Source organism: Bifidobacterium [indicum] DSM 20214 = LMG 11587, assembly GCF_000706765.1.
Lineage (GTDB): Bacteria > Actinomycetota > Actinomycetes > Actinomycetales > Bifidobacteriaceae > Bombiscardovia > Bombiscardovia coryneformis.
This window is the reverse complement of record NZ_CP006018.1, coordinates 1,540,605-1,553,615: the sequence shown is the minus strand read 5'-3', so window position 1 is coordinate 1,553,615 and position 13,011 is coordinate 1,540,605. Positions and strand designations below refer to the sequence as shown.

The 13,011-nt window shown below is 61.5% G+C and carries 10 protein-coding genes; 8 read left to right on the top strand and 2 right to left on the bottom strand.

From position 1 onward, the window contains the following. Window positions 1–63 precede the first annotated feature (63 nt). The 6 genes from gatC to BINDI_RS06285 all read left to right on the top strand — a co-directional run bounded on the left by gatC (window position 64) and on the right by BINDI_RS06285 (window position 6,858). Complete coding sequence (gene gatC / locus BINDI_RS06310; protein WP_033491175.1) at window positions 64–360, top strand: Asp-tRNA(Asn)/Glu-tRNA(Gln) amidotransferase subunit GatC; 297 nt, start codon at window positions 64–66, stop codon at window positions 358–360. An 8-nt stretch (window positions 361–368) separates the two neighbouring features. Next, a complete protein-coding gene (gene gatA, locus BINDI_RS06305; RefSeq protein WP_033491176.1) occupies window positions 369–1,919 on the top strand; it encodes an Asp-tRNA(Asn)/Glu-tRNA(Gln) amidotransferase subunit GatA in 1,551 nt (516 codons plus the stop codon). Window positions 1,920–1,943: 24 nt separating this feature from the next. Then, entirely contained in the window at window positions 1,944–3,443 is a 1,500-nt protein-coding gene (gene gatB / locus BINDI_RS06300; RefSeq protein WP_033491177.1) for an Asp-tRNA(Asn)/Glu-tRNA(Gln) amidotransferase subunit GatB, read from the top strand. A 95-nt stretch (window positions 3,444–3,538) separates the two neighbouring features. After that, window positions 3,539–4,702 (top strand): GNAT family N-acetyltransferase, encoded by a 1,164-nt coding sequence (locus BINDI_RS06295; protein ID WP_033491178.1) that lies wholly within the window; start codon window positions 3,539–3,541, stop codon window positions 4,700–4,702. Continuing rightward, entirely contained in the window at window positions 4,699–5,013 is a 315-nt protein-coding gene (locus BINDI_RS06290; protein ID WP_033491179.1) for a DUF2469 domain-containing protein, read from the top strand. Before BINDI_RS06295 ends, BINDI_RS06290 begins: the two co-directional genes overlap by 4 nt. Before the next feature lie 258 nt (window positions 5,014–5,271). Then, a complete protein-coding gene (locus BINDI_RS06285; RefSeq protein WP_033491181.1) occupies window positions 5,272–6,858 on the top strand; it encodes an NAD(P)/FAD-dependent oxidoreductase in 1,587 nt (528 codons plus the stop codon). Here the strand turns inward: BINDI_RS06285 and BINDI_RS07205 are convergent. After that, complete coding sequence (locus BINDI_RS07205) at window positions 6,824–7,510, bottom strand: TetR/AcrR family transcriptional regulator (RefSeq protein ID WP_146208247.1); 687 nt, start codon at window positions 7,508–7,510, stop codon at window positions 6,824–6,826. The two genes, BINDI_RS06285 and BINDI_RS07205, sit on opposite strands and share 35 nt — an antisense overlap. 185 nt (window positions 7,511–7,695) lie before the next feature. On the opposite strand from BINDI_RS07205, the gene rho reads away from it, so the two are divergent. Both rho and BINDI_RS06270 read left to right on the top strand, forming a co-directional pair. Continuing rightward, entirely contained in the window at window positions 7,696–9,630 is a 1,935-nt protein-coding gene (rho, locus tag BINDI_RS06275; protein WP_033491182.1) for a transcription termination factor Rho, read from the top strand. A gap of 134 nt (window positions 9,631–9,764) precedes the next feature. Continuing rightward, window positions 9,765–10,118 carry a chorismate mutase gene (locus BINDI_RS06270; RefSeq protein ID WP_033491183.1) on the top strand — a complete coding sequence of 118 codons (354 nt, stop codon included), beginning with the start codon at window positions 9,765–9,767 and terminating at the stop codon, window positions 10,116–10,118. A 150-nt stretch (window positions 10,119–10,268) separates the two neighbouring features. Here the strand turns inward: BINDI_RS06270 and valS are convergent, their stop codons facing one another. Further along, window positions 10,269–13,010, bottom strand: a complete 2,742-nt coding sequence (gene valS / locus BINDI_RS06265) for a valine--tRNA ligase (RefSeq protein ID WP_033491185.1) — start codon at window positions 13,008–13,010, stop codon at window positions 10,269–10,271. Window position 13,011 lies beyond the last annotated feature (1 nt).

Genomic DNA, 13,011 nt, shown 5'->3' with positions numbered 1-13,011 from the left:
AGGCTTGGATCACCTCCCGAATGCCGACCCCTTCGTGTCACACAGCACCAATATGATGGTGGTATGCCAACTTTTACACGTGAAGAGATCAAGCATCTGGGCGATCTGGCCCGTATCGCTCTGACCGATGATGAGGCGGACCGTCTCAAAGGCGAACTCAACGTCATCGCCGAATCCATCGCCAAGGTCCAGGAAGTGGCCGGGGATGATGTGCCTCCCACGGCCAATCCCATACCCCTGGAGGCATACCTGCGCCCTGATGAGGCGGAGGAACCCCTGACCCAGGAGGAGGCCCTGTCGGGGGCTCCCGCCACCGAGTCGGGCATGTTCGTGGCACCGCGCATCCTGGGTGAGGAGTGAGTGAAGCAATGAGCACTACAGAATTGGTCAAGGAATCCGCCTCCGAGATGGCCCGGCAGCTGCGGGCCAAGGAGATCTCCAGCCGTGAATTGGTCCAGGCCCAGCTTGATGTGATCGAGGCTGCGGAGCCCAGCATCGATGCCTTCCTGCATGTCTCCGCCGACCAGGCACTGGAACAGGCCGATGCCATCGATAAGCGTCTTGCCGCCGGTGAAACCGAGGGCATGTCTGAATTGGCCGGCGTTCCAATCGCCATCAAGGACATGATTGTCACCAAGGGCATCCCCACCACAGCCGCCTCACGGATTCTCGAAGGCTGGGTGCCTCCCTACGATGCCACGGTCATCGAGAAGATCAAGGCCGCAGGTCTACCCATTCTGGGCAAGACCAACCTGGACGAGTTCGCTCAGGGGTCGTCCACCGAGCACTCAGCCTACAAGTCCACGCACAATCCCTGGGACACCGAGAGGGTGCCCGGCGGTTCCGGAGGCGGCTCCGCCTCTGCCGTTGCCGCCTTCGAGGCCCCTCTGGCTCTGGGCACCGACACCGGTGGCTCCATTCGCCAGCCCGGAGCCCTTACCGGCACGGTCGGTGTCAAGCCCACCTATGGTGGCGTCTCCCGCTTCGGAGCCATTGCCATGGCCTCTTCCCTGGACCAGATCGGTCCGGTGTCCCGGTCGGTCCTGGACTCCGCACTCCTGCAGGAGCTGATTGGCGGTTACGACCGTCGCGACTCCACCTCCATCCCCAAGCCGGTTCCGCCCCTGGCTGCCGCTGCCCGCGAGGGCATGAAGCGCGACCTGAAAGGCATGAAGGTCGGTCTGGTCAAGGAGCTGGGCGGTGAGGGTTACCAGCCTGGTGTCGAGGCCCGGTTCAATGAGGGAGTAAGACTCCTGGAGGACATGGGTGCCGAGGTGGTTGAGGTCTCCTGCCCCCACTTCCCCTATGCCCTGGCGGCCTATTACATCATCATGCCTTCCGAGGTGTCCTCCAACCTGGCCAGGTATGACGGCATGCGCTACGGCATGCGGGTCATGCCTCCGGAAGGGGTTGAACGGACCGCGGCCAACATGATGTCGGCAACCCGCGAGGCCGGGTTCGGTGATGAGGTCAAGCGACGCATCATCCTGGGTATCTACGCCCTTTCCGCCGGTTACTACGATGCCTGGTACGGGTCGGCGCAGAAGGTGCGCACCCTGATTATCAGGGACTTCGAACAGGCCTTCGAGAAGGCCGATGTCCTGGTCTCGCCCACCTCGCCCACAACCGCCTTCAAGTTCGGCGATAAGATGGACGACCCCCTGGCCATGTATCTGAACGATGTGGCCACCATCCCGGCCAACATGGCAGGCTCGCCCGCCATGTCGATCCCGGCCGGACTCAGTGATGACGGTCTGCCGGTGGGCTTCCAGTTCTTCGCCCCCCAGATGCGTGACGAGGTCATGTACAAGCCCGCTGCGGCCTTGGAGGCGGCTCTCCAGGAGCAGTGGGGCGGCCCGGTCTTCAAGGACCTCAAGGCCCCGTGGCTGGACGGCCTCACCAACGGATCTGCCAAGTAGGCATCGGAAGGAAACGGAATCACAATGGCTGAAAAACTCATGAAGTACGCCGATGCCGTGGCCAAGTACGACCCGGTGTTCGGCCTGGAGGTGCATGTCGAGCTCTCCACCAACACCAAGCTCTTCTGCCCGGCCCATATCGAGTTCGGCGGTGAGCCCAACTCCCAGCTGACCCCGGTGTCCCTAGGTCTGCCCGGCAGCCTGCCGGTGGTCAACAAGACCGCCATGGACTATGCCGTCAAGCTCGGTCTGGCCCTGCACTGCCAGATCAACGAGTGGAGCCAGTTCGCCAGGAAGAACTACTTCTACCCGGACATGCCCCGCGACTATCAGATATCCCAGTACGACAAGCCCCTGAACGGGGAGGGATACCTGGATGTGGAGCTGGACGATGGGTCCATCTTCCGCGTGCCCATCGAGCGTGCCCACGTTGAGGACGATGCCGGCAAGAACACCCATCTCGGTGGTGCCGACGGCCGTATCGAGGGCGCCGATCACTCCCTGGTCGACTACAACCGTGCCGGTGTGCCCCTGGTCGAGATCGTCACCAAGCCCATCGAGGGCGCCGGGGATCGCGCCCCCGAGGTTGCCGGGGCCTATGTGCGCGCCATCAGGGACATCGTGCGGTCCCTGGGCATCTCGCACGCCCGGATGGAGCAGGGCAATATGAGGGCGGACGTCAACGTCTCCCTTCATGCCGGTCCCGATACTCCGCTGGGTACCAGGTCCGAGACCAAGAACGTCAACACCTTCAAGGGCATCGAGAAGACCCTGACCTACGAGATTCGTCGTCAGGCAGCCCTGCTTGAATCCGGTGGGGAGGTCCTCCAGGAGACCCGCCACTGGGATGAGTCCACCCAGACCACGGCCGGTGGTCGCGTCAAGACCGACGCCAATGACTACCGTTACTTCCCCGATCCCGACCTGGTCATGGTTCATGTGACCAAGGACCATATCGAGGAGCTCAAGGCCGAGATGCCTGAGATGCCTCGTGAGCGCAGGGCCCGACTGAAGCAGGAGTGGGACTTCACCGATCGGCAGATGCAGGATGCGGTCAACGCTGATGCCGTGGACCTGATTGAGGAGACCGTCAAGGCCGGTGCCACGGCCGCCGGTGCACGCAAGTGGTGGCTTGGCGAGATTTCCCGTGAGGCCAATTCCCGCGGGGTCACCCTCCAGGAACTGCCCATTTCGGCTCAGGACGTCGCCGATGTGGAGCAGCTGATTGCGGAAGGGAAACTCAACGACAAGCTGGCCAAGCAGACCGTTTCCGGCGTGCTTGCAGGCGAAGGCGGCCCTGCCGAGGTCGTCAAGAAGCACGGATACCAGGTGGTTTCGGATGATGGTGCCTTGGATGCGGCCGTCGACCAGGCCCTCAAGGACAACCCCGATATCGTGGCCAAGCTCAAGAGCGGCAATATGAAGCCCATGGGCGCCATCATCGGTGCCGTCATGCGTGCCACCAAGGGCCAGGCCGATGCCAAGGCGGTCAACAAGATCGTCATGCAGCGCATCGCCCAGTGACCAATGTTTCGCGTCCCGGGGATTTTCATGGTTTTCCCAGGGGCGCGGGATATGATTAACTGTCATCGCGAGGTGGCGGTCATGGAGGTGACGTGATGTCGACAAGCGGCAGCGGTAATGAGGGACCGCAGACGGAACGTGGGGAATCAGATAATGTCGAAGGCAGACGGCTGCCTGACCGTATAGAGATTCCTGTCATTCGCGGCGAAATGGTGCATCTGCGCCCTGCGGCGATATCCGATTTGACCGCCATGGACCATCTGGAGGCCTTCTACAATTCGACGGGCATCACCGGCAAGGGGCCTGAGGCCGAGCGGGCGGTAGTCAATGCCTGGGTGCGCAGATCCGTGGCCTGGTCCAAGGGTCTGGCCCCCAAGGAGTCTGGTGTGGGGGACCCTGAGTCCAGGCGTACGCTGGCTTGGGCCATGGTGAGCGATGCCGACCCCAGCCAGAGCGGCGCACCCGATACCAGCAAAACCGGCGGTGTCATCGGCATGATATTTCTCATCGATGTTGACGGTTGGTCCCGTTCCGCGCGGATCCAGGTGGTTCTGGGGAAGGACTTCCGGGGGCGCGGATACTCCCGTGACGCCATGCCCAGGGTTATGACCTACGGGTATGCCGCAGCTCCTACTGGACTTGGGCTCCACCGTATCTGGGTGGCCGTGCCCGAGAAGAACACCAGGTCCATATCCGTATACCAATCACTGGGCTTCATGGTCTCGGGAACCTCCCGCGATGCGCTTTGGGACATCGAGAATGGCAAGTACCAGGATCAGATCGTCATGGATGCCCTGGCCGACGAGTACGACCCCATCCAATCCCTGAACGCGTTCGGAATGCATGTCATCGATGAGAACCCCGGTGTTGCCCAAACCTTGATTGCCCGTGGGTATACCACCGAGGACGGAAGGCGAATGACCGCTGCGGAAGCCCAGCGACATGCCTCCGAGATCGAAGCCGGCCTGGCGGGGAAGGCCGCAGACCGCGACGGTGCCCGAGGGACCGGAGAATCTGCTGATTCCAAAGTGGCGATACCCTCCTCGCCCTCCCCGTCCGAGGGCGCACCACAGATCGGGCCCCACGCGGGCGCCGATAAGTCAGAGGCGGAACACGGCGAAGAGGGCCAGACCCAGGAGGGCGGGGGTCACAATTCCTCCGACTGGGCCTACGGGTCCTCCAAGGCCAAGCGGTCCAAGCGGGCCTGGTGGCGAAACCTTGGTCACGGTCGTGACCGTTCCAACGGAGGTGGCCGATGAGCGCCGAGGATCTCGACAACTACGAAACCGATGCCGAGCTGGCCCTGTATAGGGAGTACCGCGATGTCATCAAGCTCTTCACCTATGTGGTCGAGACCGAGCGTCGCTTCTACCTGGCCAACAAGGTCGACTTCAACGTGCGCTCGGCCGGTCAGGATGTCTACTTCGACGTATGCCTCACCGATGCCTGGGTCTGGGATGTCTACCGTTCCAGCCGTTTCGTAAAGAATGTACGTATCGTCACGTTCAAGGATGTCAATGTGGAGGAGGTCCAGAAGACGGACATCGACATCCCCGACTCCCTATCCTGAGCCAAGGGTCGCCTCACTTGGCCCTGTATCGTACCCGGGCTTTCCGGGTCAGAGGGGCAGGGTGGTTGGTGCCTTGACCGCAGTTGATCCGATTGTCCCAGCAAAGGGATTGTATGGCTTCTGCGGATTCATCTCCGCGGTTGAGCGGGAAGGTTCCGGAATGGCTGGGAATCGTGAGGGAAGTGGTCAAATGATCCGCGGTTCCAGAGCCCTGGGTAGAATGAACATGAATTATCCGGTTTTCAGGAGGTTGGCAAGGTGAGCAAGCAGTCTGTGGTTATCGTCGGCGGAGGTCCTGCTGGACTGACGGCGGCATGGGAGCTGGTCAAGGACGGCGGAAACAACAAGTACGACGTCACGGTCCTTGAGTCCACCAATACCTTCGGCGGTATCTCGCGTACCGTCAAGCACAACGGGAACCGTATGGACATCGGCGGCCATCGCTTCTTCTCCAAGGACGATCGGATCATGGACTGGTGGAAGGAGGTGCTTCCCCTCCAGGGAGCCCCCTCCTACGACGACAAGAAGTTGGGTCGTCACCACGACCTGGAACCGGGTGGTCCCGACCCCGAGCAGACCGACAGGGTCATGCTCAAGCGCCACCGTGTCTCAAGAATCTACTGGAACCACCATTTCCTGGACTACCCCATCTCCCTTTCGCCCCAGACCTTGCAGGCAATGGGTTTCAAGCTGACCATGCAGGCCGGTTTCAGCTATCTGAAGTCCTTGATTCACAAGCTGCCTGAAGATAACCTGGAGAACTTCTACATCAACCGCTTCGGGCGCAAGCTCTATTCCATGTTCTTCGAGGGGTATACCGAGAAGCTCTGGGGCCGTCACCCCCGCGAGATCAGTGCCGACTGGGGTGCCCAGAGGGTCAAGGGACTGAGCATCATGGGCGTGCTCAAGAACGCCTTCCAGAAGCTCCTCCCCAAGAAGCGTGATTCCCGCGAGGTCGAGACCAGCCTGATTGAGGAATTCTGGTACCCCAAGCTGGGGCCCGGTCAGCTCTGGGAGACCGTGGAGCGCCGCAACGTCGAGCATGGTGTCCATGTCATCACCGAAGCCGAGGTGGTGGGACTGAACCAGGAGGATGGGCGTATCTCCTCCGTGGTCTACCGGGATGCCGACGGTCAGGAGGTCACCCTCAAGGCCGATCAGGTCATCTCGTCCATGCCGGTCAAGGACCTGGTCGAGGCCATCGCCCGTGAGGATCCCTCAGCCGACAAGGAGATGGTCCGCGTCGCAGACGGGCTGCCGTATCGTGACTTCGTTACAGTCGGTCTGCTCATCCGTCATCTGCGTATCCGCAACACCACAAAGATGAAGACCCTCGGCGATCCTCCCATTGTTCCGGATTGCTGGATTTACGTGCAGGACCCGGGCTACAAGATGGGCCGCATTCAGATTTTCAACAACTGGAGTCCCTACATGGTCGAGAAGGCGGACGACACCGTCTGGATCGGACTCGAGTATTTCTGCGAAGAGGGTGATGACTTCTGGAATATGAGCGACAAGGAAGCCACGGACTTCGCCATTAAGGAACTGACCAGGATGGGAATCATCAACGGTCCCACCGACGTGATGGACTCCCACCGTGAGCGGGTGGCCAAGGCCTACCCCGCATACTTCGACACCTACGACGAGATGCCCGGACTGGTCGAGTGGCTGGATTCCTTCGGAAACCTCTACTGCGTGGGCCGCAATGGGCAGCACCACTACAACAATCAGGACCACTCGATGGCCACTTCCATGGAGGCCGTCAAGAACATCAAGTCCGGTAGGACGGACAAGGCCAACGTCTGGAACGTCAACACCGAGCAGTCATATCACGAAGAGAAGTAATCGCCTGGGGCATCTTCAGGGGCCGTCCCAGCAGCTGGGAGAGGAAGGCCACGGCCCCCTCGAAGAGAACTGCGTACATCTCGTCCTCATTTGACGTGTCCAGGGCCATTTTCCTGTTGTCGATCACCGATGACATCCCATCACTGATCAGCCAGGCCAGTGTTTCGGTGTCGATTGCATCGGTCAGCACGGTCCGGGGCAATTTCCCCTGCTCCAACCAGCGGCTCAGGGCCTGGGCGAGGTGGGAGATTATCTTCGTCATGAACCCGTTTACCAGATTCGCGTTTGAACCCAGGTAGTTGTACCAGTTCTCGTTGTCGGCGAACGCCTCGCTCAGTTTCTGGATCCCGGCGATGAGCGGGATGGCAACACCGTCAAGGACATCCTGCACATCAAGGGAGGGGTCGTCCAGGATTTCGATGGCATCCTGGGCCTGGCGGTCGAAGTATGTACTCAGACAAGCATTGACCAGGTCGTCCTTGGACTCGAAGTAGTAATAGAAAACGCTCATGCCGACACCCTTGCCGTCGTTCATGGCCTTGATGATATCGCGTAGCGAGGTGGTGGTTACACCGTTTTGGGTGAAGAGCCGCATTGCGGTCTCCACGAATTCACGACGGCGGTCTGTGCGAGCTCTGCTTTTCTTGTCCACAATGGACAGTTTACGGCCTTAATGACACGCTGGGCCCGTGCTTGCGGGAATCCGGGCCTCGTTGTATTCTTTATTTAAGTTCGAACGGTTGAATCAGTATCGATCTTTCATTAGCGGTTTACCCGCATATTCTCAAGCTATTTGCCTGGTTTTATTCGGCATGGCGTAGGAAAGGCAATATAACAGTGGCAACAAGCCAAGATTTACATTCTATGAAACTGCCTGAGCTCAAAGAACTGGCCAGACAGTTGGGTTTGCGTGGCATCTCCACCATGCGTAAACCGGTCCTGATCGAGACCATAGAGGCCGCCCGTTCCGGTGGCGAGGCTCCGGCAGGCGTTACCGTCAGGACTCCGGAGTCCGCGCCCCAGGCCAGGAAAGATACAACCAGGTCCGATGCGGAAGTGTCCGTCAAGGAAATGGATCTGGATGGTTCCGACGAGGGGACCTCCGGCACGGAAAACCGGACGCAGAAGAGCTCGGACCGCCAGGACGGAAAGAAGATCGGTGATCTCTTCGATGTTCTGGGCATTGACGAGAACGCTGCTGCCCATAAGGACGGGCATGACAGCAGAGAGGGCAGGTTCCCCCACACCGTGGCCGATGAGGAGAACGTGATCATCTCCCGCCGCCGCCATCGTTCCACTGATTCGACGCGTGGCAATAGGGCCACCCGTTCCCGTAACGAGCGCGACCATGAGCGTGAGCCCGAGGGCAACGAAGAACACGGCAACGGAAGCGTGCGTAATCTGGACGATATCCTGGCCGCCCTGCCCGCGCGCAACGACCACTCCCGCAAGCGTTCCTACGAGGAAGGACGTGAGGAGGGCCGCGAGTACCGGCACAACTCCTTCGATCGCCGCAACCGCAATGAACGCAACGATCGTACCGATCGGAACGACCGGCACAACAGTCGCAACAACCGCCGCAACTCCCGTGACTTCGAGCCCAGGGAGGAGAGGCGAGAGAGCTTCAAGGCAGAGGACATGGTCCCTGTGGCGGGCATCATCGATGTGCTGGATTCCTATGCCTTCGTGCGCACCTCCGGGTACCTGCCCGGCCCCAACGACGTCTATGTTTCCATGGGTCAGGTCAAGAAGTATGGCCTGCGCAAGGGCGACGCCGTCCACGGCTCCATCCGCCCCCCGCGTGAGGGTGACCACCGTAATCAGAGGCAGAAGTTCGTTCCCCTGCAGGCCATCGACACCATCAACGGGATGAGCGTCGAGGATGCCGGTGACCGTCCCCACTTCAACAAGCTGACCCCCCTCTATCCGCAGGAGCGCATGCGGATGGAATCCCAGCCCACGAACATCACCGGTCGTCTGATCGACATCGTTGCCCCCATCGGCAAGGGCCAGCGAGGTCTTATCGTTTCGCCCCCCAAGGCAGGCAAGACCCTGACCCTCCAGTCCATCGCCAACTCCATCAGCGCCAACAATCCCGAGGTTCACCTGATGGTGGTCCTGGTCGACGAGCGCCCGGAAGAGGTCACCGACATGGAGCGCACGGTCCAGGGTGAAGTCATCTCCTCCACCTTCGACCGCCCGGCGACCGACCATACGACAGTCGCCGAGCTGGCCATCGAGCGCGCCAAGCGCCTGGTGGAGCTGGGCCAGGATGTGGTGGTCCTCCTTGACTCCATGACCAGACTGGCCCGGGCCTACAACATAGCGGCACCGGCCTCCGGACGTATCCTCTCCGGTGGTGTGGATGCCCAGGCCCTGTACCCGCCCAAGCGTTTCTTCGGTGCCGCCCGCAACATCGAAAACGGCGGATCCCTCACCATCATCTCCTCGGCCCTGGTGGAGACCGGGTCCAAGATGGACGAGGTCATCTTCGAAGAGTTCAAGGGAACCGGCAACATGGAGCTGCGCCTGACCCGTGACCTGGCCGACAAGCGCATGTTCCCCGCCATCGACATCAATGCTTCCGGCACCCGCCGTGAGGAACTGATCACCTCACCCGATGAGCTGGCCGTGGTTTACCGGCTGCGTCGTCTCCTGGGCGGCATGGAGACCGAGCAGGCCTACCAGACCCTGGTGCCGAGGTTGAAGAAGACGGCCACCAACCGCGACTTCCTCGCTGCCATCAACCAGTCCATGCTGGGTCAGAAGTAGCCTGCGCCGACCGGCCCATGCCGGTCACCAAGCGTCATTGCTGCAGGGTCGTCCCCATCCGTTGGAACCGGAAGGGGACGACCCTTGCTGTATCCGCGTTCTGCCAATCAGGTCAGGCGATAGACTGGGATGTTATGAACAACCAGGAAGCAGAGACTTCGATTCACGACCAGGTCGGGGCGGGGGACCCGGAGGTGGCGAATCGGGCCCGTGAGGTGGAAGAGCTCCGAGCCGGTGTGGACAATATCGATGCTGCGGTCATCCACATGCTGACCGAGCGTTTTCGGGTGACTAGGCAGATAAGCCACCTGAAGGCCGAGGCGGGTTTTGCCCCAGCGGATCCGGGGCGGGAGTCGGAACAGGTGGAGCGTCTGCGTTCCCTGGCCCAGGACGGCGGGTTGGATCCCGACCTGGCCGAGGCCTACCTGCACCTGGTGGCTGATGCTGCCAAGCGCATCCATTCCCGCGTGGCCGGGAGAGAGGCGTAAAGGGTATTCACTTACGACAGCCGCCAGACGGAGGCGGCTATCTCCTGGGACTTATGGAAAACAAGAGCGCCTGTGGAGCCGGGCGGGTTGCCGGCTCCACAGGCGCTCTTGGGTACCGTTTGCGGGGATGAGAATCGACCCCGGTCCGGTCTACTTCTTCGGCTTCTTGGCGGGGGGCTCGCCCAGCTGGCTGGCGGTCACCCGTATGCCCGCCTCCTCATCGGCGGGGCCGGTTGCATCTGAACCGTCCGACTCCTCGACAAGGTTCATGTCACCTGTCGCCCTCCCGGCCTCGGCCACGTCATCCAAGGCGGCCCTGACGGCATCCATGCCTTCGGGCGCCACACTCAGGGTGACCGAAAGGATGGGGGTCTTCATGGAGACCTTGGCCTCGGACTTGATTCTGCGCAGTGAGGCCAGGGCCTTCCCCGCCCAGGTCAGCAGCTCCGGGTCCTGTCCCTGTGCGGCCTCCCGGTATGCCTCTGCCTGAGGCCAGGTGGCGCGGTGTACGGAGCCTTCGCCCTGGTGCATCCACTGCCAGACCTCTTCGCTGGCGAAGGGCAGGAAGGGGGCAAGGAGGCGATCAACTGCATCCAGCACCAGCCCCAGGGTGGTCCGGGCGCTCAATACCTGGGCCTGATCGGGGGTCCTTCCGGTGGCCTCCGCCGTTCCGTAGGCGCGGTTCTTGGCCAGCTCAATGTAGTTATCGCAGAAGTTCCAGAAGAAGGATTCCACCGTTTCCAGGGCCTTGGAGTGCTCGTAGTCATCGAGGGCCTGGGTGGCCTGGTCAATCACCCGGGCAAGCCCGGCCAGAACCGCGCGATCCAGGGGAACGGTCACATCCGCAGGGTCCCAGGTGGCCTTGGCGGCCTGGCCCACATGATGGTTTTCGTCCTCACGACCTATGGCCAGGGCGAACTTGGTGGCGTTGAGCAGCTTGACGGCCAGACGGCGGCCGATCTTCATCTGCCCCTCGTCGTAGGTGGCATCCAGCCCGAGTCGGGCCGATGCGGCCCAGTAACGCACGGCGTCTGCACCATACTTCTTGATGGGTTCGTCGGGGACCACCACGTTGCCCTTGGACTTGCTCATCTTCTTGTGGTCCGGGTCCAGGATCCACCCTGACAGGGTTGCATTGCTCCAGGGCAGGCAGCCGTTTTCCAGGTGCGCCCGGTCGATGGAGCTGAAAAGCCAGGTGCGGATGATGTCCTGGCCCTGGGGGCGCAGATCCATGGGGAAGGTGGCCTTGAAGAGGGCCTGGTCTTCTTCACCCGGTTCGGCCCAGTGGGTCACGATCTGAGGAGTCAGGGAGCTGGTGGCCCAGGTGTCCATGATGTCTTTCTCGGCCGTGAAGCCGCCGGGCTGGTCACGCTGGGTTTCGTCGAAGCCCTCGGGCACGTCGGTGCTGGGGTCGATGGGGAGCCGATCCTCCGCTGGGGTGATGGGATGAGCGTAGTCGGTCTCGCCATCCTCGGTCACCGGATACCAGAGGGGGAAGGGGACGCCGAAGAAGCGCTGGCGGGAAATCAGCCAGTCACCGTTCAGGCCCTCCACCCAATTGCTATATCGAACCCGCATGAAGTCGGGGTGGAAATCAAGCTCTTTGCCCCGTTCCAAGAGCTCTTGGTTGAGCTTCTTGTCGGTGCCGCCATTACGGAGGTACCACTGGCGTGAAGTCACGATTTCCAAGGGCTTGTCGCCCTTTTCGTAGAAGTTGGTCATGCGCTTGGTGGGCTTGGGCTCCCCGTCCAGGTCGCCGGCCTCACGCAAGGCGTCCACGATGATCTTCCGCGCGGAGAAGGTGGTCTTCCCCGCGATCTGCTCGAAGATATCCTTGCCGCCCTGGTCGGTGATCCAGTCCGGCGTTGCCATGATGATTCGACCGTTGCGCTGGATGATGGAACGAGTGGGGAGCTTCAGGTCGCGCCACCATTCGACATCGGTCACGTCGCCGAAGGTGCAGCACATGGCTATGCCCGCGCCCTTGTCCATTTCGGCGGCCGGGTGGGCCAGAATGGGAACCTCCACCTTGAAGAGGGGGGAGTAGACCTTCTGCCCGAAGTACTGCTGGTAACGCTTGTCGTCCGGATGGGCGATCAGAGCCCCGCAGGCCGCCAGGAGTTCCGGCCTCGTGGTCTCGATGTAGATGGGGGTGCCGTCCTGGAAGCGGAAGGCCACCCGGTGGTAGAAACCGTCGTACTCACGCGACTCGAGCTCGGCCTGGGCCACGGCGGTCTGGAAGGTCACGTCCCAGAGTCCGGGGGCCTCCTTCTGGTAGGCCTCGCCCCGGGCAAGGTTCCGCAGGAAGGCCTTCTGGGCCACCCGACGGGGATGCTCGCCGATGGTGTGGTAGGTCTGCGACCAGTCGATTGAAAGCCCCAGGGAACGCCAGAGACTCTCGAAGAGTTTCTCGTCCTCTGCGGTCAGCTCCTCGCAGAGCTCGATGAAGTTCTGCCTGGAGACCGGAACCTGGTCCTTGGCGTTTATCTTCTTCCCGTCCGTGCCATGGAAGGGTGGCTTGAAATCCGGGTCGTACTTGAGGGAGGTATCGACGCGCACCCCGTAGTAGTTCTGAACCCTGCGCTCCGTTGGCAGTCCGTTGTCGTCCCAGCCCATGGGGTAGAAGACGTCATAGCCCCGCATCCTCTTGAAACGGGCGATGACATCGGTGTGGGTGTACGAGAAGACATGACCCACGTGCAGGTGGCCGGACACCGTGGGCGGCGGGGTGTCGATGGAATAGACGGACTTGCGGTCGCGGGAGTTGCGGAAGCGGTAGACCTCGGACTGCTCCCAGTCCTGGCACCACTTCTCCTCCAGGCCATCCACGCCCACCCTGTCGGGCAGGGGGGTCAGGCTGGCGTTGACGATTCCTTGGTTTTCAGCAGACATA

What these genes read in the sequence shown, in the direction of transcription:
- gatA (WP_033491176.1), top strand. Translation starts at nt 369, where the DNA reads ATGAGCACTACAGAATTGGTCAAGGAATCCGCCTCCGAGATGGCCCGG.
- gatB (WP_033491177.1), top strand. Translation starts at nt 1,944, where the DNA reads ATGGCTGAAAAACTCATGAAGTACGCCGATGCCGTGGCCAAGTACGAC.
- valS (WP_033491185.1), bottom strand. Translation starts at nt 13,010, where the DNA reads ATGTCTGCTGAAAACCAAGGAATCGTCAACGCCAGCCTGACCCCCCTG.
- BINDI_RS06295 (WP_033491178.1), top strand. Translation starts at nt 3,539, where the DNA reads ATGTCGACAAGCGGCAGCGGTAATGAGGGACCGCAGACGGAACGTGGG.
- BINDI_RS06290 (WP_033491179.1), top strand. Translation starts at nt 4,699, where the DNA reads ATGAGCGCCGAGGATCTCGACAACTACGAAACCGATGCCGAGCTGGCC.
- BINDI_RS06270 (WP_033491183.1), top strand. Translation starts at nt 9,765, where the DNA reads ATGAACAACCAGGAAGCAGAGACTTCGATTCACGACCAGGTCGGGGCG.
- gatC (WP_033491175.1), top strand. Translation starts at nt 64, where the DNA reads ATGCCAACTTTTACACGTGAAGAGATCAAGCATCTGGGCGATCTGGCC.